The sequence below is a fragment of the Actinacidiphila yeochonensis CN732 genome, assembly GCF_000745345.1.
Classification (GTDB): Bacteria; Actinomycetota; Actinomycetes; order Streptomycetales; family Streptomycetaceae; genus Actinacidiphila; species Actinacidiphila yeochonensis.
Genome location: NZ_JQNR01000003.1, coordinates 1,257,687 through 1,280,422, shown reverse-complemented (window position 1 = coordinate 1,280,422; position 22,736 = coordinate 1,257,687). Strand labels below are relative to the sequence as shown.

Annotated in this window: 14 protein-coding genes; 9 read left to right on the top strand and 5 right to left on the bottom strand. The window is 72.5% G+C overall.

Annotated elements, in window-relative coordinates; translation table 11 throughout:
- Window positions 1–32: 32 nt before the first annotated feature.
- From mtrB to BS72_RS06865, 5 genes are all read left to right on the top strand, one after another.
- A complete protein-coding gene (gene mtrB / locus BS72_RS06885) occupies window positions 33–2,060 on the top strand; it encodes an MtrAB system histidine kinase MtrB (RefSeq protein WP_232792257.1) in 2,028 nt (675 codons plus the stop codon).
- On the top strand, window positions 2,060–3,886 hold the full coding sequence (locus tag BS72_RS06880; RefSeq protein WP_037907228.1) for an LpqB family beta-propeller domain-containing protein: 1,827 nt from the start codon (window positions 2,060–2,062) through the stop codon (window positions 3,884–3,886). The genes mtrB and BS72_RS06880 overlap by 1 nt, the downstream gene beginning before the upstream one ends.
- Before the next feature lie 430 nt (window positions 3,887–4,316).
- On the top strand, window positions 4,317–5,159 hold the full coding sequence (locus BS72_RS06875) for a ComF family protein (RefSeq protein ID WP_037907227.1): 843 nt from the start codon (window positions 4,317–4,319) through the stop codon (window positions 5,157–5,159).
- 305 nt (window positions 5,160–5,464) lie between these two features.
- Window positions 5,465–6,157, top strand: a complete 693-nt coding sequence (gene hpf / locus BS72_RS06870; RefSeq protein ID WP_037907225.1) for a ribosome hibernation-promoting factor, HPF/YfiA family — start codon at window positions 5,465–5,467, stop codon at window positions 6,155–6,157.
- 456 nt (window positions 6,158–6,613) lie between these two features.
- Complete coding sequence (locus tag BS72_RS06865; protein WP_407638931.1) at window positions 6,614–7,294, top strand: response regulator; 681 nt, start codon at window positions 6,614–6,616, stop codon at window positions 7,292–7,294.
- 285 nt (window positions 7,295–7,579) lie between these two features.
- On the opposite strand, the gene BS72_RS06860 is transcribed toward BS72_RS06865, so the two are convergent.
- Together BS72_RS06860 and BS72_RS06855 are read right to left on the bottom strand one after the other, a co-directional pair.
- Window positions 7,580–8,767, bottom strand: coding sequence for a winged helix-turn-helix domain-containing protein (locus BS72_RS06860; RefSeq protein WP_037907223.1), 1,188 nt, complete (start codon window positions 8,765–8,767; stop codon window positions 7,580–7,582).
- Between the two features lie 261 nt (window positions 8,768–9,028).
- The gene (locus tag BS72_RS06855; protein WP_037907212.1) at window positions 9,029–9,625 is read right to left on the bottom strand and encodes a GNAT family N-acetyltransferase; all 597 of its coding nucleotides are present in this window, start codon (window positions 9,623–9,625) and stop codon (window positions 9,029–9,031) included.
- Window positions 9,626–9,835: 210 nt separating this feature from the next.
- Here BS72_RS06855 and secA point away from each other — a divergent pair, with 210 nt between their 5' ends.
- Window positions 9,836–12,652: a preprotein translocase subunit SecA gene (gene secA / locus BS72_RS06850; protein WP_037907210.1), complete on the top strand. Its 2,817-nt coding sequence runs from the start codon at window positions 9,836–9,838 to the stop codon at window positions 12,650–12,652.
- A gap of 81 nt (window positions 12,653–12,733) precedes the next feature.
- On the opposite strand, the gene BS72_RS32030 is transcribed toward secA, so the two are convergent.
- Entirely contained in the window at window positions 12,734–13,303 is a 570-nt protein-coding gene (locus BS72_RS32030; RefSeq protein ID WP_051950718.1) for an Rv3235 family protein, read from the bottom strand.
- Window positions 13,304–13,445: 142 nt separating this feature from the next.
- On the opposite strand from BS72_RS32030, the gene BS72_RS06840 reads away from it, so the two are divergent.
- From BS72_RS06840 to BS72_RS06830, 3 genes are all read left to right on the top strand, one after another.
- Window positions 13,446–13,952, top strand: coding sequence for a DUF6912 family protein (locus BS72_RS06840; RefSeq protein WP_037907950.1), 507 nt, complete (start codon window positions 13,446–13,448; stop codon window positions 13,950–13,952).
- 258 nt (window positions 13,953–14,210) lie between these two features.
- Window positions 14,211–14,864, top strand: a complete 654-nt coding sequence (locus tag BS72_RS06835) for an HAD family hydrolase (RefSeq protein WP_198545763.1) — start codon at window positions 14,211–14,213, stop codon at window positions 14,862–14,864.
- A 340-nt stretch (window positions 14,865–15,204) separates the two neighbouring features.
- Window positions 15,205–20,196 (top strand): NAD-glutamate dehydrogenase, encoded by a 4,992-nt coding sequence (locus BS72_RS06830; RefSeq protein ID WP_037907208.1) that lies wholly within the window; start codon window positions 15,205–15,207, stop codon window positions 20,194–20,196.
- Window positions 20,197–20,365: 169 nt separating this feature from the next.
- Here BS72_RS06830 and BS72_RS06825 read toward each other — a convergent pair whose 3' ends face one another.
- Together BS72_RS06825 and BS72_RS06820 are read right to left on the bottom strand one after the other, a co-directional pair.
- Window positions 20,366–21,331: a carbohydrate ABC transporter permease gene (locus BS72_RS06825; protein ID WP_037907206.1), complete on the bottom strand. Its 966-nt coding sequence runs from the start codon at window positions 21,329–21,331 to the stop codon at window positions 20,366–20,368.
- A complete protein-coding gene (locus BS72_RS06820; RefSeq protein ID WP_078901064.1) occupies window positions 21,328–22,731 on the bottom strand; it encodes a carbohydrate ABC transporter permease in 1,404 nt (467 codons plus the stop codon). Before BS72_RS06820 ends, BS72_RS06825 begins: the two co-directional genes overlap by 4 nt.
- Window positions 22,732–22,736 lie beyond the last annotated feature (5 nt).

Genomic DNA, 22,736 nt, shown 5'->3' with positions numbered 1-22,736 from the left:
GTGAACGTCTGGAGAGCCGGCTGGCCGATCCCATGCGCGGGCTGATGCCGGTGATCCGCTCGTGCGTGCGCTGGGCGCGTCGGCCCCTGCAGCCCGCGACCCGCCTGTGGCGGCGCAACCTCCAGCTGCGGGTGGTCTCGTACACCCTGCTGATGTCGGTGGGCGTGGTGCTGCTGCTGGGCTTCGTCGTCATCGGGCAGGTGAAGAACGGCCTGCTCGACGCGAAGGAGAAGGCGGCCACCAACCAGGCGACCGGTGGTTTCTCGATCGCGCAGGACATGGCGAACGAGGGCACCCAGTCCCAGGACGGCACCGGTTCGAGCCCCCCGCAGGGGCCGATCGACTCCGGGACGTGGCTGACGGATCTGGTGCAGCAGTTCGCCAGCGGCGGCAAGGGCGTCTACTGGATCGTCGCGCTGACCCCGAAGAGCGGCGACGAGCCCACGTTCGGCGAGGGCAGCTCCAACGCGCACGGGCCGCGCAGCTCCGGCAGTGTGCTGCCCGACCGCAGTATCCCGGCTTCGCTGATCACGGCGGTGGGGAAGCACCCCGGCGCGCTGAAGCAGTACACGACCGTGCACACCGACGACGGCAGCAAGCCGAAGCCGGCACTGGCGGTCGGCAAGCGGTTGACCGACGTCAACGGCGGAACGTACCAGCTCTACTACCTCTTCCCGTTCGACCAGGAGGAGAAGACCCTCGGCCTGGTCAAGGGCACCCTGGCCACCGCGGGGATATTCGTGGTGGTGCTGCTCGGCGCCATCGCGTGGCTGGTGACGCGGCAGGTGGTCACGCCGGTGCGGATGGCCGCCGGGATCGCCGAGCGGCTGGCGGCCGGCCGGCTCCAGGAGCGGATGCAGGTCAGCGGCGAGGACGACATCGCCAGGCTCGGCGAGTCCTTCAACAAGATGGCGCAGAACCTCCAGGTGAAGATCCAGCAGCTGGAGGACCTGTCGCGGATGCAGCGCCGGTTCGTCTCCGACGTCTCGCACGAGCTGCGGACTCCGCTGACGACGGTGCGGATGGCCGCCGACGTGATCCACGACGGCCGCGACGACTTCGACCCGATCACCGCCCGCTCCGCCGAACTGCTCCAGAACCAGCTGGACCGCTTCGAGTCGCTGCTGTCGGATCTGCTGGAGATCAGCCGGTTCGACGCGGGCGCCGCCGACCTGGCGGCCGAGCCGATAGACCTGCGCGACGTGGTGCACCTGGTCGTGGACGCCTACGAGCCGCTGGCCGAGCGCAAGGGAAGCCGGGTGCTGGTGCGCGGCGACGCGCTGCCGGTGATCGCCGAGGCGGACCCGCGACGGGTGGAGCGGGTACTGCGCAACCTGGTCGTCAACGCGATCGAGCACGGCGAGGGCCGCGACGTGGTGGTCCGGCTGGCGACCGCGGACGGTGCCGTCGCCGTCTCGGTGCGCGACTACGGCGTGGGACTCAAGCCGGGCGAGGCGACCCGGGTGTTCAACCGGTTCTGGCGGGCCGACCCGGCGCGGGCGCGTACCACCGGCGGGACGGGCCTGGGCCTGTCCATCGCCGTCGAGGACGCACGGCTGCACGGCGGCTGGCTCCAGGCGTGGGGCGAGCCGGGCGGCGGTTCGCAGTTCCGGATGACGCTGCCGCGGACGGCCGGCGACAGCCTGCGCGGCTCGCCCATCCCGCTGGAGCCCGAGGACTCGCGGCGCAACCGTGCTCTGCGTTCCTCGGGACCGACGGCAGGGGGCGGCGTCGGGCGTTCCGGGGCGTCGGCCGGGGCGGGGACTCCCCCGCGGGCGTCGGGAGTGACGGGCCCGGGCGGGGCGACCGGAGCCACGGGTACGGCCGGAGCTGCCGGAGCGGCGGCGGGCGTGCCGGCGCCGCGCGCCGGGTCCGGGGCCTCGGGGCCCGAGGAGGGGACGACGGGCGGGCGGTCCGCCGTCCGGGGACCGCGGATACCACCGGTGCCGAAGGCGCCTCCCAGGGCGCCGACGGCCGATCCGGCGGCGCTGCCCGGGAGCGGCGCACGCGTGGTGGGGCACAGTGAGCACAGAGAAGCCGTTCGGGAGGACGACGTCTGATGGGTGCGTTGGGGGGCGGCCGACGGCTGCTGCGGTCCGGACTGCTGCCGCTGTGCGGAGTTCTGCTGCTGGCGGGCTGCGCCTCCATGCCGAGCAGCGGAGAGGTGCGCAAGGTCGGCGACACGCAGCACGCCGACTCCGACACCCAGGTACGGGTCGGCGCCATCCCGCCGAGCCCTGACGAGACCCCGTCGGCCATCGTCAGCGGTTTCATGGAGGCCACCACCAGCAGCGAGGCCGACTTCACCACCGCCCGCAAGTACCTGGCCAAGGGAGTCCAGTGGAATCCCGGGGCGAAGATCACCGTCTTCTCCGGCCAGGCGGTCTCGCACGAGACGGGCGGCTCCGCCAAGGGCGGGGAGGCGATGGTGGACCTCTCGGCCACCAAGGCGGCCGTCGTGGACACCAAGCACGCGTACGAGCCGTCCCAGGGGCCGTTCGACACGGAGTTCCACCTGATCCGGCAGGACAACCAGTGGCGGATCGACGGGCTGCCCGGCGGGCTCGTCCTGTCCGACTCGGACTTCCAGCGGATATACCACTCCGTGAATATGTACTATTTCGCCAGGCTGGGCCCTGACGGGCACGGTTCTGACGGTCCGGTACAGGCCCTGGTCGCCGACCCGGTGTACCTGCGCAACCAGACCGATCCGCTGGTGGCGACGGTGTCGGCCCTGCTGGGCGGCCCCACGACCTGGCTGGCCCCCGTGGTGAGCAGCGCGGCGCCGACCGGGGCCGCGCTCGACAGCAAGGCGTCCGACGGCGGTGTGACCGTCGACGACTCGCAGCGACTGCGGGTGCGGCTGGACCGCGCCGCGGACGGGCTGCGCGGCACACGGTGCACGATGTTCGCGGCGCAGTTGTTCGCCACCGTCCAGGCGCAGGCGTCGGCGCCGCTCTCCTCGGTCGAGCTGCTCCGTGCCGACGGCTCCACGGCCTGTCGGCTGCCCGGGCAGCAGGCTGCGCAGTACGGCTCGGACAAGCTGGTCGGGAGGGACGCGCGGCCGTACTACATCGAGGCCGACGGCGACCACCGGCTGCTGGCACTGCCCGAGGACGACGCCGACTCGGAGCCTCGGGCGACGCCGGTGTCGGGGCCCTTCGGCGCCGCCAAGGCGGGTTTGGGCTCGGTGGCGATCCGGCGCGACCAGCAGGCCGCCGCGGGGGTGCGCGACGACGGCCACGACCTGGTGGTGGGCTCACTCGTCGGCGGGACCGGGTTCGGCAAGGCGCTGGTCCACAGCCGGGCGGCCGGCGGCCTGAGCGCTCCGAGCTGGGACGGCTTCGACGACCTGTGGGTGGCCGACCGTGACCCGGACTCCCCGCGGCTCCTCGTCCTGAGCGGCGGCATGGGCACGCCGGTCGAAGTGCCGGTGCCCGGCCTGGAGGGGCGGGTGGAGTCGCTACGGGTCGCCTCCGACGGGGTGCGGATAGCGCTGGTGGTCCAGGACCACGGCACCACCCGGCTCCAGCTGGGCCGGATCGTCCGGGCCGGCAGTACCCAGCACCCGGCGTTCTCCGTCGACGACCTGCGGCCGCTCTCGCCGGTCGGGGAGAGCGTGACGTCCGTGTCCTGGGCAGGTCCCAGCCGGCTGGTGGTCCTCGACGCCGAACGTGGCGGCGCCCAGCGGATCGAGTACGTCAACACCGACGGCTCGGCGGCCTCGGCGCTCCAGGGCGTCAGCGAGGCGGCCTCGGTGTCCGCCTCGGAGAACCCGAAGCTTCCGCTGCTCGCCTCGTACGCGGGGCGCGTCTACCAGCTGCCGGCGGACGCGAACTGGAAGCAGCTCTCGCCGAAGGGCGTCAGCCCCGTCTATCCGGGCTGAGGCCGCGCTCGCCTCGCCGCGTTCGGGGGCGGGGGCGGGGCGGGTACCGGTGTGTCGGGTGCCGGCGCCATCGGGCGCGGGGGTTCCTGGGCGGCCGGGCAGGGCTTTCGTGCTGGGTCGCCTTCGGGATCGTGTCCGGGCTCCCTGTCCGGCTCGGCTTCCGGTCGCTTCCGGGGGCTTCCGGGGGCTTACGGGTCGCTTGCGGTCGGGATCTTCCCGCCGAGCCCACTGCTGGCCGGCCGCCGAGCCGCTGTCCCGTGGCGTGCGCCGGGTGTCGAGGGCGCGGCCGGCCTCTCGGCACTTCTCCCCGCTGAACGCTTTCGCGGCCCTCACCTGCGGCGATTCCCGGCTTGGCGGGCTTTCGCGCGAGTTATCCACAACCCGTACGGGTGACTGGTCGAGCCGGGGGAGCAGACCGCACAGTGGAGTCATGCGGGGCTGGTGGCGGGAGTTCGCCGGGCTGGTACTTCCGGTGGACTGCGCGGGTTGCGGGCGCCCGCGTACGGAGTTGTGCGAGCGGTGCCGAGGACTGCTGGGCGGAGCAGCCACGGTGCGGCGCGTCCGGCCGTCACCGGAGCCGTGGGGCCTTCCCGCGGTCTTCGCGGTCGGCCGGTACGAGGACGAGGTGCGGGCCGTCGTCCTCGCGCACAAGGAGCGTGGTGCCCTGGGGCTGGCCGGACCCCTGGGCGCCGCACTCTCGGCGGCGGTTCTGCGGGCGGCGTCCACGGCCGGGGCGCTCCCCGCAGGTGTCGGCGGTCTCCGTACGGTCCCGGTCACGGGCGGGGTCCGCCGTCCCGGCACCGCCCTGCCGGGTCAGCCGCCCCCGCCGCGGCAGGGTCCGCCCTGCCCGCCCGTCCCTCGGAGTCCCGCCGCTCCGAGGGACGCCCGCGGCGGCGTGCTCCTGCTGGTCCCCGTGCCCTCGTCCCGCAGGGCCGTGGCGCAGCGGGGGCACGACGCCACCGCCCGCATGGCCCGGTCCGCGGCCCGGGAACTGCGGCGGTGCGGGGTGCCGGCACGGGTGGCCGCCGTGCTGCGGCAGCGGCGGCCGGTCGCCGACCAGTCCGGACTGGCCGGGGCCGCCCGCCGGGCGAACCTCTCCGGTGCGCTGGAGATCGCCCGTTCGGCGGTACCGCTGGTTGCCGCAGGGCCGGTGGTGCTGGTCGACGACCTCGTGACGACGGGGGCGTCGCTGGCGGCGGCCGCCGGAGCCGTCGAGGCGGTCGGCGGGTGGATCTGCGGGGCGGCCGTGGTGGCGGCGCCGCCCGCCCCGTAGATCAGCTCGTATGTGTATTGCCGCAGGTAGGGAAGGCGCATTCGCTCGAACGGAGGTATGGGAGCGCTGGGGATGCCGAGATACACACTCCGGGACTATGTTCGGGAGAGAGGGAGGGCAGCACTTGGGGTGTTGATCTTCCCCTTGGGGCAGAAGGAGGTGAAAGCCGCAGCCTCGCGGACGGTGCGGCAGTACGCATCGCGAGGCGGCAGCCGACGCAGCGCCGGCGCCGGGGTGTCCCGACCGTCGGCCACAGGAAAGGGATCGCCCCTGGTCAGCGGGGGTGGTCCGGAACGGAGTTCTGCGTGGACATCGTCGTCAAGAGCCGCAAGACCGAGGTTCCCGAGCGGTTCCGGAAGCACGTGGCGGAGAAGCTGGAGAAGATCCAGAAGCTCGACGGCAAGGTGATCAGCCTCGACGTCGAGGTGTCCAAGGAGCTCAACCCCCGTCAGGCCGACCGTAGCGACCGCGTGGAGATCACGCTGAACCACCGCGGCCCCGTGGTCCGGGCGGAAGCCGCCGCAGGGGACCCGTACGCCGCGCTGGACCTCGCGGTCTCCAAGCTGGAGGCCCGGCTGCGCAAGGCCGCGAGCAAGCGGCACGACCGCCGGGGCACCGCGCGCATCCCCGCCTCCGAAGTCGGCAGCGTCGTTCCGGGAGCTGCCAGCTACAACGGCGACGGCACGTTCGTCGCCGACCAGGAGAGTGGCGAGGCCGTACCCACCAAGAAGATCGGCTCACTGGAAGTACACGGCGACGGGCCCCTGGTGGTCCGGGAGAAGACCCACGCTGCGGCGCCGATGGCGCTCGACCAGGCGCTCTACGAGATGGAGCTGGTCGGGCACGACTTCTACCTGTTCGTCGACAGCGAGACCAAGCAGCCCAGCGTGGTCTACCGCCGGCACGGGTACGACTACGGCGTCATCCACCTCAACGCCGACGAGTCGGGGGGCGTCGCGCCCAAGGGCGCGGGAGACACCCTCGGCCACGCCGAGTGATCCCCGCGGAGCTGTGCCCTCCCTGGACCGCAGCCGTCCGCAAGCCGTAGCCACCTCAGGAATCCGAGGCCGCGACGGCCGAATCCGAGGCAGATGACCTCAAGGCCGTGGCGGAGGCAGGCCGCGGCGGGAGAGTCCGGCGGGCCGTTGACACCGACCAGCGCCGCACGCTGGGCACACTCTCCCGGCGAGGAGAGGGACCGGCCGTGCCCACGGACATCGAGGTGGCGGGCGTCCTCAGCGTCGGACCGCGCTGAGGACGCCCGCCGCGACGGGGGCGCGCGCTGTAGCGCCGACTCATGTGCCGGCAACCGGAGAAGCGTCCTCGGGGCGCCACCGCACCGGGACGTGAAATGCTGGACCAGTGCTCAACTCTGGTCTGAGGGGGAGGATCTGATGCCGGACTACGGGCATGGAGCGCTCGGTGGCCGAGGCCGGTTCCCCGACGAGGAACCGATGCCCGGACCGGCCGCGGTGGAGCCCATCCGGGTGTTGGTGGTGGATGACCATGCCCTCTTCCGCCGCGGCCTGGAGATCGTGCTCGCGCAGGAGGAGGACATCCAGGTCATCGGAGAGGCCGGGGACGGCGCCGAGGCGGTGGAGAAGGCCGCGGACCTGCTGCCGGACATCGTGCTGATGGATGTCAGGATGCCGCGCCGGGGAGGGATCGAGGCGTGTACCTCGATCAAGGAGGTGGCCCCCAGCGCCAAGATCATCATGCTGACGATAAGCGACGAGGAGGCCGACCTCTACGAGGCGATCAAGGCCGGCGCGACCGGTTACCTCCTGAAGGAGATCTCCACCGACGAGGTGGCCACCGCGATCCGGGCGGTCGCCGACGGACAGTCGCAGATCAGCCCCTCCATGGCGTCGAAGCTGCTCACCGAGTTCAAGTCGATGATCCAGCGCACGGACGAGAAGCGGCTGGTGCCGGCGCCGAGGCTCACCGACCGGGAGATGGAGGTGCTGAAGCTGGTCGCCACCGGGCTGAACAACCGCGACATCGCCAAGCAGCTCTTCATCAGCGAGAACACCGTGAAGAACCACGTCCGCAACATCCTGGAGAAGCTGCAGTTGCATTCCAGGATGGAAGCGGTGGTCTACGCGATGCGCGAGAAGATCCTGGAGATCCGGTAGGTCCCGTCCGGGCCGTCCGGCGCCGCGGGGGGAGACCCCTCGCCGGCCGGTCGGTCCGCGGGCCGACCCCCGACCTGCGTCCCGCCGCCGCCCGCGCTGCGCGGGCCTCTGCTTGAGCGCGCCCGCCGCGCGTCCGACCCGCGCCCCGGGTTCCGGGCCTTCCGCGTGGCGGCCGGGACCCGGCAGCCACGCGGCGAGAGTTCCCTTACAGGCCGCAGGGCGGGTTTCGGGGGCGGAGTGGGCAGAGGTAAGGGCGGGTGGGGTGGCCGGTCAGCGGTGGTCCCGTCAGCGGCGGTCGTGGGCGCGTTTGACGGCGTCGGCCAGCGGTGCGCGCAGCGCCTCCGGCTCCACCCGCTCCACTCGGGCCTCGGTGCAGCCGACCCAGCTCGCCGCTTCCACGATCGCCTCGGCCGTCCCCTCCACGCTGCGCTGCCCCCCGAGGGAGACCTGCCGGGCGACCAGCGTCCGCCCCTCGCGGGCCGGGTCGACCCGCCCCACCAGCCGCCCGCCCACCAGCACCGGCATCGCGAAGTAGCCGTAGACCCGCTTCGGCTTCGGCGTGTAGGCCTCCAGCCGGTGGGTGAAGCCGAAGATCCGCTCGGTGCGGGCCCGGTCCCACACCAGGGAGTCGAACGGCGACAGCAGCGTGGTGCGGTGCCGGCCGCGCGGCGCCGAGGCCAGTGCGTCCGGGTCAGCCCACGCGGGCTTCCCCCAGCCCTCGACCTCCACCGGCACCAGCCCGGTGTCCGCGACCACCGCCGACACCTGCTCGCCCTTGAGGCGGTGGTAGTCGGCGAGGTCCGCGCGGGTCGCCACCCCCATCGCCGCGCCGGCCTGGGCGACCAGCCTGCGCACGCACTCGGTGTCGTCGATGTCGTCGTGGAAGAGAGCGTCCGGCACCGCCCGCTCGGCGAGGTCGTAGACCCGCTTCCAGCCGGTGCGGCGGGTGCAGACCACGTCGCCGGTGTCCAGCAGCCACTCCACGGCGATCTTGGTCTCCGACCAGTCCCACCACGGGCCGCCGTTCTTGGCGCCGCCGAGCTGGGTGGAGGTCAGCGGACCCTCCGCCCGCAGCCGGTCCAGCACGGCGCCGCAGGAGCGCTCCGAGTCCTTGAGCATGTGCCACCGGTGACCCCGGGCACGCCGGGACCTGCGCCGGAAGGCGAAGTGCGGCCACTCCTCGACCGGCAGCACACAGGCCGCGTGCGACCAGTACTCGAAGGCGCTCGCACCGCTCCAGTACGCCTCTTCGACCGCCTCCCGGCCGACCGCGCCCAGCCGCGCGTACGGCACCAGTTCGTGCGACCGGGCCAGCACCGAGATCGTGTCGAGCTGGACCGCGCCGAGCGAGCGGAGCACCCCGCGCACCCCCGCCTTCCGGTCGGGCGCCCCGAGCAGGCCCTGCGCCCGCAGGGCGATCCTGCGGGCCTCGTCTGCGGACAGGGACACGGCGGGCTGAGGCAGCGCTGTCATGGCGGACACCCTAGAACCGGCCACTGACAATCCGGCCGGGCTGACCTCGGGGCCGTCTCCGGGCCGGACCTCCGGGCCTGACTGCCGGGCCCTTCGCGGCCCGAGCGACTCCGCACGCGCCCCGATGCCGCGCGCGTCACCCGGGTCACGGGTCACCCCGCTCGTCCCACCGCGTCACCCGCGGAACCGCCGCCGCGGAACGCCGCCGAGCCCCTCCGCCCCGCTGGTCGCTCCGGTCGTCCCGGTCGTCCCACCGTCCGTTCACCGTCCGTGCGGACCCGGATGCGGCAGGTACGCCGTCCCGGAGGCGCGCCCCCAGTCGGAGGGGAGCAGCGAGCCGCTCCACGCGTCGCGCCGGGTCCCCTCGTGGACGATCTTCGCTCGCACCACGCCCTCCATCACGAAGCCGATCCGCAGCGCCACCGCGCGCGAGCCCTCGTTGCCGGCCTCGGCGAACCACTCCAGGCGCTCCACGCCCAGCTCGTCGAAGGCCCAGGCGCACACCGCGCGCCCCGCCTCCGCGGTCAGGCCCCGGCCGCGCCACTCCTTGGCCGTCCAGTAGCCCAGTTCCGCCTGCCGCTGCGCGGCGTCCAGGTGCTGGAGCCGTACCAGCCCCATCGAGCCGACCAGCGCGCCGTCCGGCGTGAAGAGGCCGAAGTTGTACACGGTGTCGTCGCGCCACCCCGCAGGGCACCGCTCGGAGACGAAGTCCTCCGCCATCTCACGGGTGTACGGATGGGGAACGGAGGTCCAGCGCGGGATGTCCGGGTCCTGGCAGGCAAGGTGCACCGCGTCGGCGTCCTGGGGGCCCAGCGGGCGCAGGACCAGGCGCGCGGTGGTCAGTGTCGGCGGCTTCAATGGCGTACCTTTCGGATGGCGGGCCGGAGCTGACCGCCGAGTATCGCCGAGCCGCTTGCACCGGGAAAACCGTTTTGCCGCCGCCGGGCCTCCCGGCCTCCCAGTGTCCTCGCTTACGATGGCCGGTGCAGCAGGGCCAGGCAGTCAGGACCCGCGCTGTGCCCCGCGCGGCAGTCGCGTGCAGGCCCGACCGGCAAGGAGTCATCCTACGTGTCCGTCATCAGCAAGATCATGCGTGCAGGTGAAGGCAAGATCCTGCGCAAGCTGCAAAAAGTCGCGGACCAGGTCAATTCCATCGAAGAGGACTTCGTCGACCTCTCCGATGCCGAGCTGCGGGCGCTCACCGACGAGTACAAGCAGCGCTTCCAGGACGGCGAGTCGCTCGACGACCTGATGCCGGAGGCATTCGCCACCGTCCGCGAGGCGGCGAAGCGGGTGCTGGGCCAGCGCCACTACGACGTGCAGATCATGGGCGGTGCCGCGCTCCACCTGGGGTATGTCGCCGAGATGCGCACCGGCGAGGGCAAGACCCTGGTCGGCACGCTGCCGGCGTACCTGAACGCCATCTCCGGCAAGGGCGTCCACCTGATCACGGTCAACGACTACCTGGCGCAGCGCGACTCGGAGTGGATGGGCCGGGTGCACAAGTTCCTCGGCCTCGAAGTCGGCTGCATCCTCGCCAACATGTCGCCGGCCGAGCGCCGTGTCCAGTACGGCTTCGACATCACCTACGGCACCAACAACGAGTTCGGCTTCGACTACCTGCGCGACAACATGGCGTGGTCGAAGGACGAGCTGGTGCAGCGCGGCCACAACTTCGCGATCGTCGACGAGGTCGACTCGATCCTCGTCGACGAGGCCCGCACCCCGCTGATCATCTCGGGCCCCGCCGACCAGGCCACCAAGTGGTACAGCGACTTCGCGCGCCTGGTGCAGCGGCTCGACCGCGGTGAGGCCGGCTCCCTGGGCAAGGAGGAGACGGGCGACTACGACGTCGACGAGAAGAAGCGCACCGTCGCCATCCACGAGTCCGGTGTCGCCAAGGTCGAGGACTGGCTGGGCATCGACAACCTCTACGAGTCGGTCAACACCCCGCTGGTGAGCTACCTCAACAACGCCATCAAGGCCAAGGAGCTCTACAAGAACGACAAGGACTACGTCGTCATGGACGGCGAGGTCATGATCGTCGACGAGCACACCGGCCGTATCCTCGCCGGCCGCCGCTACAACGAGGGCATGCACCAGGCGATCGAGGCCAAGGAGGGGGTGGACATCAAGGACGAGAACCAGACCCTGGCCACCATCACCCTCCAGAACTTCTTCCGCCTCTACTCCAAGCTCTCCGGTATGACCGGTACGGCCATGACCGAGGCCGCGGAGTTCCACCAGATCTACAAGCTCGGCGTGGTGCCGATCCCGACGCACCGCGACGTGGCGCGGGAGGACAAGCCCGACCTCATCTACCGCACGGAGGAGGCGAAGTTCGCCGCCGTCGTGGACGACATCGTGGAGAAGCACGAGAAGGGCCAGCCGGTCCTGGTCGGCACGGTGTCCGTGGAGAAGTCCGAGTACCTGTCGGCGCAGCTGTCCAAGCGCGGCGTCCCGCACGAGGTGCTCAACGCCAAGCAGCACGACCGGGAGGCGACCATCGTCGCCCAGGCCGGCCGCAAGGGCGCGGTCACCGTCGCCACCAACATGGCCGGCCGCGGTACCGACATCAAGCTCGGCGGCAACCCCGACGACCTCGCCGAGGCGGAGCTGCGCCAGCGCGGCCTGGACCCGGTGGAGCACGCCGAGGAGTGGGCGGCGGCCCTGCCCGGGGCCCTGGAGCGGGCCGAGGAGGCCGTCAAGGCCGAGTTCGAAGAGGTCAAGGAGCTCGGCGGGCTGTACGTGCTGGGCACCGAGCGGCACGAGTCGCGCCGGATCGACAACCAGCTGCGCGGCCGCTCCGGCCGTCAGGGCGACCCGGGCGAGTCCCGCTTCTACCTCTCCCTCGGCGACGACCTCATGCGGCTGTTCAAGGCGCAGATGGTCGAGCGGGTGATGTCCATGGCCAACGTGCCCGACGACGTGCCGATCGAGAACAAGATGGTCACCCGCGCCATCGCCTCCGCCCAGTCGCAGGTCGAGCAGCAGAACTTCGAGATCCGCAAGGACGTCCTGAAGTACGACGAGGTGCTCAACCGGCAGCGCGAGGTCATCTACGGCGAGCGCCGCCGCGTCCTGGAGGGCGAGGACCTCCAGGAGCAGGTCCAGCACTTCATGAACGACACCATCGACGCCTACGTGGACGCCGAGACCCGCGAGGGCTTCGCCGAGGACTGGGACCTGGACCGGCTGTGGGGCGCCTTCAAGCAGCTCTACCCGGCCAAGGTCACCATCGCGGAGGTGGAGGAGGCGGCCGGCGACCGGGCCGGCATCACCGCCGAGTTCATCTCCGAGTCGGTCAAGGACGACATCCACGAGCAGTACTCCGAGCGGGAGAACCAGCTCGGCGAGGAGATCATGCGCGAGCTGGAGCGGCGCGTGGTGCTGTCGGTGCTGGACCGCAGGTGGCGTGAGCACCTGTACGAGATGGACTACCTGCACGAGGGCATCGGCCTGCGTGCCATGGCGCAGCGCGACCCGCTGGTCGAGTACCAGCGCGAGGGCTACGACATGTTCACGGCCATGATGGAGGGCATCAAGGAGGAGTCCGTCGGCTACCTGTTCAACCTGGAGGTCCAGGTGGAGCAGCAGGTCGAGGAGGTGCCGGTGGCCGAGGACGCGGCGGCCGAGGACGCGGCGACCGAGGCTCCGTCGCTGGTCAAGCAGCCGGAGATCCGGGCCAAGGGCCTGGAGGCGCCGAAGCGCGCGGACCGGCTGCACTTCTCCGCGCCGACGGTCGACGGCGAGGGCGGCGTCGTGGAGGGCGAGTTCGAGGAGGCCGGCGTGGCCGGCGGCTCGGGCGGCTCCGACGACGCGGACGGCACCACCCGCGCGGAGCGCCGCCGGGCCGCCAAGGGTGGTCGGCGCCGCAAGAAGTAGCCGGGCGCGCGGCGCGGCACCGGCCGCGCGGCGGGATGACGGGTCTGTGGCCGTCCGCCGGGCCGTCCCTCAGGGGGCGGCTCAGCGGGCGGCCACGTCCGTGCAGTGCCAGCGCCGGCTGCCGTAGCCGGGTGTGTGGCCGCTGCCGGGCTCCAGCCGGAAGGCGACGGCCCGCACCAGGTCCTCGTCCAGGGCCACCACCGCGGCGACCTCCAGCGCCCCGCTGTACGTCGTGACGGCCCGGCAGCGCAGCACGTACGGGGTGCGGCCCCGGGCCAGGTCCCGCCAGTCGGCCCGGTCCGCGTGCAGCTGCCACAGCCGCTGGTACGCCTCCCCGCGCACCCGGCCCGCCAGCGTGGTCAGCGGGCGCCGTCCGGTCAGGACGTCGAGCAGCTGCTGGGCGAACCACAGGTGCGGCGGCAGCGCGCCCGCCCGCCCGCGGGGCTGACCTGCCGAGGGGCGCCGGGAGTCCGCACGGCCGGGTGGGGCGGTGCCGGCGGGGCCGGCGGACGGCGCCTGCCGGGCCTGGCGGACCGGTCCCAGGGGACGCCCCTCCTGGGCCGGGCGGGCTGCCGGAGACGGTGCGCGGCCGACGGTTCGGACGGTGGTCTGGGCGGGCGCCGCCGGGCGGCGGGGCGGAGTGGTCTGCACGGGTCGACCCCCAAGCTCGTCTGCTGGTTCGTGGGGCCGGTTGTACGGGCGGCCTGGCAGCGGCGGCAAAGGGCCGGCAGGGCCGTTCGGGGGGTCACCCGGATTCACCCTTGAACATGGGGGCACACGTATGCTTCACGCCATGCGCGTCTACATTCCCACCACCCTGGCCACGCTCGCCGACGCGTTCACGGCGGGTGAGCTGGGCCCGGCCCCGCTGGACGCTTTCGCCGTCACCCCGGGCCTGCGCGAGTGGTACGTGTCCGACGACATCGAGGAGCTGGAGTATGCCGCTCTGACCCGCGCGGCCCAGGCCTCGCTGCGGCTGCTCGCCGCGCAGCCGCAAGCGCGGCGCCGGCGCGTGGTGGTGGCGGTGGACGTGCCCGAGTCGGCGGTGCGATCGGACCCCGACCGGAGCCTCGACCCCGAGGCGCTGGGCGCGGTGCGGCTGCTCCAGCCGGTGGCGCCGGCCGAGGCCGCGGCGGTCCACGTGGACGCCGACGAGGCCGAGGCGGACGTCGCCGCGGCGGCGGGCGCGGTGGTCGCGGCGGATGCCGGCGACACGGACGCGCGATTCACCGTGGACGGTACCGAGGATCACGAACTGCTCTGGTATGCGACGCAGGAGATTCCCCACCTGATCGGCTGACGCCGGCGGGGCGGTCGCTCGGCCGTCCGAGGTCGGCCCGCCCCCCGGCTCGCAGTCCGTGGCCTGGCGGCGCGGGTCCGGGGTGTGCCGGCCGGGACCGCTGCGGCCGCGGCCGCCGACGGTCGTGGGTGTCGGCGGTGCCGGCCGGGCTGCCGCGCGGCTGGAAACGGCCCTCGTCGGCGGCGGCCCGCGGCTTCCGGAACCGAGTTGTCCACAGGCCGGAAACGGGTGTCCTCCGCCGCGAGTACGGTTCTGGGTGTGAACGCGCACCTGGTGTGGGATTGGAACGGAACCCTCTTCCACGACATCGACGCGGTGGTCGGGGCCACGAACGCCTCGTTCGCCGAATTCGGCCTGCCCCCCGTCACCCTGGAGCGGTACCGGGAGCTGTACTGCGTGCCCGTGACCCGGTTCTACGAGCGCCTGCTGGGCCGGCTGCCCGGCGCCGAGGAGTGGGCGACGATGGACGCCGCCTTCCACCGTCACTACTGGCGGCTGGCGGAGGGGTGCGGCCTCGCCGAGGGCGCTGCCGAGCTGCTGGCCGCGGGCGCCGCCGCGGGGCGCACCCAGTCGGTGTGCTCCCTGGCGCCGCACGAGGAGCTGGTGCCGTTCCTGTCGCGGTACGGCATCACCGAGCACTTCCTGCGCGTGGACGGCCGCCGCGGCCCCGCGGGAAGCGGCAAGGCCGCGCAGATGGCCCGCCACCTCGCGGCACTCGACGGAGTGGAGGCCGAGGGCGTCGTCGTCATCGGGGACGCGCTGGACGACGCCGCCGCCGCGGCCCACGTCGGCGCCCGCGCGGTGCTCTACACCGGCGGTTCGCACAGCCGGGCCGTCCTGGAGTCCGCCGGGGTGCCGGTGGCCGAAAGCCTCGCCGAGGCCGTCGACATCGCCGTGCGAATAACCGGTTGAGCGGAGTGAGCCCGAGTGAGCGCGAGGGCGTTCGGCACGGCGTCGGCACGGTGTCGCGCGCGCCAGGCGGAATCCGTGCGACCGGCATCTGACCTGTCCACTCGGGCCAAACCGGAGTGGTGCATTTGTACGGACACGGCGCATGACAGGCACCCCGGCCAGAGCGATAGCCTGGCAGGCGTGATCACCCTTGATCCGCGCATCGGAGGTGGCGGCGTGCCGACGCGCACGCCGCGCCTCCTTCCCGGCATAGCGGCGCCCCGCAGCGGAAACCCCGCGTCGCGGTGCGTCGTGCCACCCACCGACGTCACGCAACGGCGCGCGACAGGAGTCAGAGGACATGCAGAGCAAGCTGGACGAAGCCAAGGCCGAACTGCTGGAGGAGGCAGCGCGGGCAGGTGAGAGCAGCCCAGCCGGGGGACACCCCGGGCAGGGCCTCGACACCGGGGCGCTGACCTCCTTCCTTCAGCGGTACTACCTGCACAGCGCACCCGAGGACCTCATCGACCGCGATCCGGTCGACGTCTACGGCGCGGCGCTGTCCCACTACCGGCTCGCGGAAGAGCGCCCCCAGGGCACCGCGAACGTGCGGGTGCACACCCCGAGCGTCGAGCACAACGGCTGGCAGTCCAGCCACACCGTGGTCGAGGTCGTCACCGACGACATGCCCTTCCTCGTGGACTCCGTCACCAACGCGCTCACCCAGGCCAACCGCGCGATCCACGTCGTCGTCCACCCCCAGTTCCACGTCCGGCGGGACGTCGCGGGCAAGCTCCTGGAGGTCGTCGGCTCCGCCTGCGGCCCGGACGGGACCCGCCAGGAGGCGCCTGCGCACGACGTCCTGACCGAGTCGTGGATCCACGTCGAGATCGACCGGGAAACCGATCGGGACGACCTCAAGGAGATCGCCGCCGACCTGCGCCGGGTGCTGTCCGACGTGCGCGAGTCGGTGGAGGACTGGGCGAAGATGCGCCAGGCCGCCCTCACCATCGCCGACGAGCTGGCCGACGCCCCGCCGCCGCTGCCGGAGCAGGAGGCCAGCGAGGCGTGGGAGCTGATGCGCTGGCTGTCGGAGGACCACTTCACCTTCCTCGGCTACCGCGAGTACACGCTCACCACCGAGGCCGGCCCGGACGGCACCGAGGAGGACGTCCTGGTCGCCGTCCCGGGCACCGGGCTCGGCATCCTGCGCTCCGACCCGCAGCACCCGCAGGCCGACGGCACGCACCCCGGCCACCCCGCCTCGCCCTCGTTCAGCCGGCTGCCCGCCGACGCCCGCAGGAAGGCCCGCGAGCACCGCCTGCTGGTCCTCACCAAGGCCAACAGCCGCTCCACCGTGCACCGCCCGTCGTACCTGGACTACATCGGCGTCAAGAAGTTCGACGCCGAGGGCAACGTCGTCGGCGAGCGCCGCTTCCTCGGCCTGTTCTCCTCCACCGCGTACACCGAGTCGGTGCGGCGGGTGCCGGTGGCACGCCGCAAGGTCGAGCAGGTGCTGGAGAGCTCGGGCTACCCGGCGGACAGCCACGACGGCCGCGACCTGCTCCAGATCCTGGAGACCTACCCGCGCGACGAGCTCTTCCAGACCGGCGTCGACGAGCTGCGCTCCATCGTCACCAGCGTGCTGTACCTCCAGGAGCGCCGCAAGCTCCGCCTCTACCTGCGGCAGGACGAGTACGGGCGGTACTTCTCCGCGCTGGTCTACCTGCCGCGCGACCGCTACACCACGGCGGTGCGGCAGCGCCTGACCCGCATCCTCCAGGAGGAGCTGGGCGGCGACAGCATCGACTTCAGCGCCTGGAACACCGAGTCGGTACTGTCCCGGCTGCACTTCGTGGTCCGCGTCGGCGCCGGCACCCCGCTGCCCCAGCTGACCGACTCCGACGTCGAGCGGATCGAGGGGCGGCTCGCGGCCGCGGCCCGGTCCTGGGCCGACGGCTTCGCCGACGCGCTCACCGCCGAGTGCGGCGAGGAGCGGGCCGCGGAGCTGAGCCGCCGCTACACCGACGCCTTCCCGGACGGCTACCGGGCGGACTTCTCCCCGCGCGTGGCCGTCGCCGACCTCCAGCACATCGAGGGCCTGGGCGAGGACGACTTCGCCCTGAGCCTGTACGAGCCGGTGTCGGCCCCCACCGGGGAGCGGCGGTTCAAGATCTACCGCAGCGGCTCCCCGGTGTCGCTGTCCGCGGTGCTGCCGGTGCTCCAGCGGCTGGGCGTCGAGGTGGTCGACGAGCGCCCCTACGAGCTGCGCCGCTCCGACGGCACCCGCACCTGGGTGTACGACTTCGGGCTGCGCCTGGACCCGCCGCTGCCGGGCGGCAAGGACGCCCCCGGCCTGGGCGAGCTGGGCGACGAGGCCCGCGAGCGGTTCCAGGAGGCGTTCGCGGCGACGTGGACGGACCGCGCCGAGAACGACGGCTTCAACTCCCTGGTGCTGCGGGCCGGCCTGGACTGGCGCCAGGCGATGGTGCTGCGCGCCTACGCCAAGTACCTGCGGCAGGCCGGCTCCACCTTCAGCCAGGACTACATGGAGGACACCCTCCGCACCAACGTCCACACCACCCGGCTGCTGGTCAACCTCTTCCAGGCCCGGTTCTCCCCCGAACACCAGAAGGCGGGCAGCGAGCTCACCGACGGCATCCTGGAGGAGCTGGAGGGCGCCCTCGACCAGGTCGCCAGCCTCGACGAGGACCGCATCCTGCGGTCCTTCCTCACGCTGATCAAGGCGACGCTGCGCACCAACTTCTTCCAGCGCGGCGCCGACGGCCGCCCGCACCCCTACCTGTCGCTGAAGTTCGACCCGCAGGCCGTCCCCGACCTGCCGGCGCCCCGCCCCGCGTACGAGATCTGGGTGTACTCGCCGCGCGTGGAGGGCGTGCACCTGCGGTTCGGCAAGGTCGCCCGCGGCGGACTGCGCTGGTCCGACCGCCGGGAGGACTTCCGCACCGAGGTGCTGGGCCTGGTCAAGGCGCAGATGGTGAAGAACACCGTGATCGTGCCGGTCGGCGCGAAGGGCGGCTTCGTCGGCAAGCGGCTGCCCGACCCGGCCGCCGACCGGGACGCCTGGCTGGCCGAGGGCATCGCCTCGTACCGGACCTTCATCTCCGGGCTGCTGGACATCACCGACAACCTGGTGGCCGGCGAGGTCGTCCCGCCGCCGGACGTGGTGCGGCACGACGGCGACGACACGTACCTGGTGGTGGCCGCGGACAAGGGCACCGCGTCCTTCTCCGACATCGCCAACGAGGTCGCGGGCTCCTACGGCTTCTGGCTGGGCGACGCCTTCGCCTCGGGCGGGTCGGTCGGCTACGACCACAAGAAGATGGCGATCACCTCCTCCGGCGCCTGGGAGTCGGTGAAGCGGCACTTCCGCGAGATGGGCCACAACACCCAGGAAGAGGACTTCACGGTCGTCGGCATCGGCGACATGTCCGGTGACGTCTTCGGCAACGGCATGCTGCTGTCGGAGCACATCCGGCTGGTCGCCGCCTTCGACCACCGGCACATCTTCCTCGACCCGAACCCGGACGCGGCCGCCTCCTACGCGGAGCGGCGCCGCCTGTTCGCGCTGCCGCGCTCCTCGTGGGCGGATTACGACACCTCGCTGGTCTCGGCCGGCGGCGGCGTGTACCCCCGTACCGCCAAGGCGATCCCCGTCAGCGCGCCGGTGCGGGCCGCGCTCGGCATCGAGTCCCACGCGGCCAAGCTCACCCCGGCCGAGCTGATGAAGGCGATCCTGCAGGCCCCGGTGGACCTGCTGTGGAACGGCGGCATCGGCACCTACGTCAAGGCGTCCACCGAGTCCCACGCGGACGTCGGCGACAAGGCCAACGACGCGATCCGGGTGGACGGCTCCGACCTGCGGGTGCGGGTCGTCGGAGAGGGCGGCAACCTCGGCTTCACCCAGCTGGGCCGGATCGAGTTCGCCCGCAGCGGCGGCCCCGGCGGCGAGGGCGGCCACATCAACACCGACGCGATCGACAACAGCGCCGGCGTGGACGCCTCCGACCACGAGGTCAACATCAAGATCCTGCTCAACCGGAGCGTCGCCGACGGCGACCTGACGGTCAAGCAGCGCAACACCCTGCTGGCCGAGATGACCCACGAGGTCGGCAACCTGGTGCTGCGCAACAACTACGCGCAGAACGTGGCGCTGGCCAACAGCATGGCCCAGGCCCCCAGCCTGCTCCACGCCCACCAGCGGTTCATCCGCCGCCTGGGACGGGAGGGCCGGCTGGACCGGGCGCTGGAGTTCCTGCCCACCGACCGGCAGATCCGGGAGCGGGCGGCGGCCGGCGTGGGGCTGACCCAGCCGGAGATGGCGGTGGTCCTCGCCTACGCCAAGATCACCGTCGCCGACGACCTGATCCGTACCGACCTGCCGGACGACCCCTACCTGAAGTCGCTGCTGCACGCCTACTTCCCGGTGCCGCTGCGCGAACGGTTCGCCGCCCAGATCGACCAGCACGCCCTGCACCGTGAGATCGTCACGACCCTGCTGGTCAACGACACGGTCAACAGCGGTGGCACCACGTTCCTGCACCGCTTCCGGGAGGAGATCGGGGCCACCACCGAGGAGATCGTGCGGGCCCACACCGCCGCCCGTGCCATCTTCGGGCTCGGCGGGATCTGGGACGCGGTGGAGGCGCTGGACAACACCGTCGCCGCCGACGTGCTGACCCGGATCAGGCTGCACTCGCGGCGGCTGGTGGAGCGCGGCACCCGCTGGCTGCTCAACAACCGGATGCAGCCGCTCCAGATCGCCGAGACCATCGAGTTCTTCAGCGAGGGCGTGGCCGAGGTCTGGGCCGAGCTGCCGAAGCTGCTGCGCGGCGAGGATCTTTCCTGGTACGAGTCGATGCGCGACGAACTGACCGGGGTCGGGGTTCCGGAGGAGCTGGCGGCGAAGGTCGCCGGGTTCAGCTCCGCGTTCCCGGCGCTGGACATCGTCGATGTGGCGCGGCGCGCCGACCGGGCACCGCTGGACGTGGCCGACGTCTACTTCGACCTCGCCGACCGGCTGGGGATCACCCAGCTGCTGGACCGGATCATCCAGCTGCCCCGGGACGACCGCTGGCAGTCCATGGCGCGCGCCGCGATCCGCGAGGACCTCTTCGCGGCGCACGCCGCGCTGACCGCCGACGTGCTCGGCGCCGGCGGCGACGCGGCCGGCCCCGAGGAGCGCTACCAGGCGTGGGAGGAGCGCAACGCCGGCCTGGTCAACCGGGCCCGCACCACGCTGGAGGAGATCCAGGGCTCGGAGGAGTTCGACCTGGCGAACCTGTCGGTGGCGATGCGGACGTTCCGCACGCTGCTGCGCACGCACCACTGATCCGGCCGCGGTCCGGGGCGCCACCAGGCACCCCGGACCGCACGGCTCGGCGGCTCCCGAGGCCCGGACGGGCCCGCACCCGGGAGCGGGCCGGACCCGCGCGCTACGGCCCGCACCGGGAGCGCGCCGGGCCCTCGCGCTACGGCCCGCGCCGGCGGGCGGGTGCGCGCTACTTCACCGCACCGGCCATCACGCCCGAGACGAACTGCCGCTGGAAGGCGAAGAAGACCACCAGCGGGATCACCATCGACAGGAACGCGCCCGGCGCGAGGATGTCGATGTTGTCGCTGAACTGCCGCACCTGCTGCTGGAGCGCCACCGTGATCGGCTGCGACCCGCTGTCGGCGAAGATCAGCGCGACCAGCATGTCGTTCCACACCCACAGGAACTGGAAGATGCCCAGCGAGGCGATGGCCGGCCCGCCCAGCGGCATCACCACGCGGGTGAACAGCCGCAGCTCGCCGGCCCCGTCCAGCCGGGCCGCCTCCAGCAGCTCGCGCGGGATCTCGGCGAAGAAGTTCCGCAGCAGGAAGATCGCGAACGGCAGCCCGAAGGCGGTGTGGAAGAGCACCACCCCGCTGATGTCGCCGAAGATGCCGATCTCGCCGAAGAGCTTCGCCACCGGCACCAGCGCCACCTGTACCGGCACCACCAGCATGGCGACCACCGCCAGGAACCACCAGTCGCGGCCGCGGAAGTCCATCCACGCGAAGGCGTAGCCGGCCAGCGAGCCGATCACCACCACCAGCACGGTGGCCGGCACGGTGATCAGCGCGGTGTTCCACAACGAGTCGGTGATCGCGTGGTTGTCCAGCAGGCTGCGGTAGTTGGAGACGGTCAGCTGCGACGGCGAGGTGAACACCTTCCACCAGCCGCTGGCCGCTATGGACTGCGGCGAGCGCAGGCTCGACAGCAGCAGCCCCACCGTCGGCAGCAGCCAGAACGCCGCCACCACCACCAGGAACAGCCGCACCACGCCACCCGTCGCGGCGCCCGCCAGCCGCGCCGCGATGCCCGGCCGGCCGCCGCGTGCCAGCCGCCCGTCGCGGCGCGGGCCGCTCTCGGCGGCCGTACCGGGTGTCGGACCGCGGGTCGGCTCAGCGGCCTCGCCCGCCGCAGTGGCGTCCGCGCTCATCGCTGCCGCTCCCTTCGCAGCCGGATGTTGAAGATCATCACGGGCACCACCAGCAGCAGCAGGATCACGCCGATGGCGCTGCCCACGCCCTGGTCGTCCCCGCCGCCGAAGGACTCCAGATAGAGCTGGAGCGCCAGCACGTTGGCGTTGGACTGGGTGTTGCCGGGCGCGATGATGTAGACGAGGTCGAAGATCTTCAGCACGTTGATCATCAACGTGACCATCACCACCACCAGCACCGGGGCCAGCAGCGGAACGGTGACCCGGCGGAAGACCTGCCACTCGTTCGCCCCGTCCACCCGGGCCTGCTCCATCAGCTCCCTCGGTACTCCGGCGAGTCCGGCCGCGATCAGCACCATCGCGAACCCGGCCCACATCCACACGTAGGAGGCGATGATCGACGGGGTGACGAGGTCCGGGCCGAGCCAGTTGACGCCGCCGTACTTCCCGGAGAAGTTCGAGGCGGGCAGCCGCAGGTGGGCGCCGACGGCCTTGGCGGGCAGTGTGTAGGTGCCGTCCTTTCCGGAGGTGGCCGAGGCGACGACCTTCCCGTCCCTGACCGCCTGCACCTTCACCCCGGACAGCGCCTTCTCGCCCGGGTCGATCACGTTCGGCCTGCCGGTGCCGCCGGGCCGGAAGTCCAGCCACACCGTGCCGGTGACCTCGCCCGGCCGGGGCGCCGCCGGTTCGGCCTGCCCGGCTCCGGAGGGCAGCTTGTCCTGCGCGACGCCGACCAGCGGCAGGTTCATGGACGTGCCGCTGGACGCCGTGCCGGTCGCGGTGAACGAGCCCCCGGCGGTGGGTTCCAGGTCGCTCCCCGGCCGGGGCCGCGCCCCCGGGTAGGCCGAGTCGCTGGTGAACGTGTCGTGCACGGCCACCACCACGGCGTTGGCCACGCCCCGCGCCGGGTCCTGCTCGTAGACCAGCCGGAAGATGATGCCGGCCGCGAGCATGGAGATCGCCATCGGCATGAAGACGAGCAGCTTGAACGCCGTGCCCCAGCGCACCCGTTCGGTGAGGACCGCGAAGACCAGGCCGAGCGCGGTCGCCACGGTGGGCGCCACCACCACCCAGATCGCGTTGTTGCGCACCGCGGTGAGGATGCCGTGGTCGGTGAAGACGGTGCCGAAGTTCTTCAGGCCGACGAAGGAGTTGCCGTCGGCGTCGAAGAGGCTGCGGTAGACCGTGAAGACGATCGGATAGACCACCAGCGCGCCGAGCAGTACCAGGGCCGGCAGCAGGAACAGGGCGGCGATCCACACCCGGGTGCCGGTGACACCGCGCCGCCGGCCCGGGCCCGCGCCGGTCGGGTCGGGGACGGCGGGGTCGGGGACGGCATCCCGGATGCCGCCCCCCGCCCCCGCCGGATCGCCCGCCCCCGCGAGCGAGGCGTCAGCCATCCGCG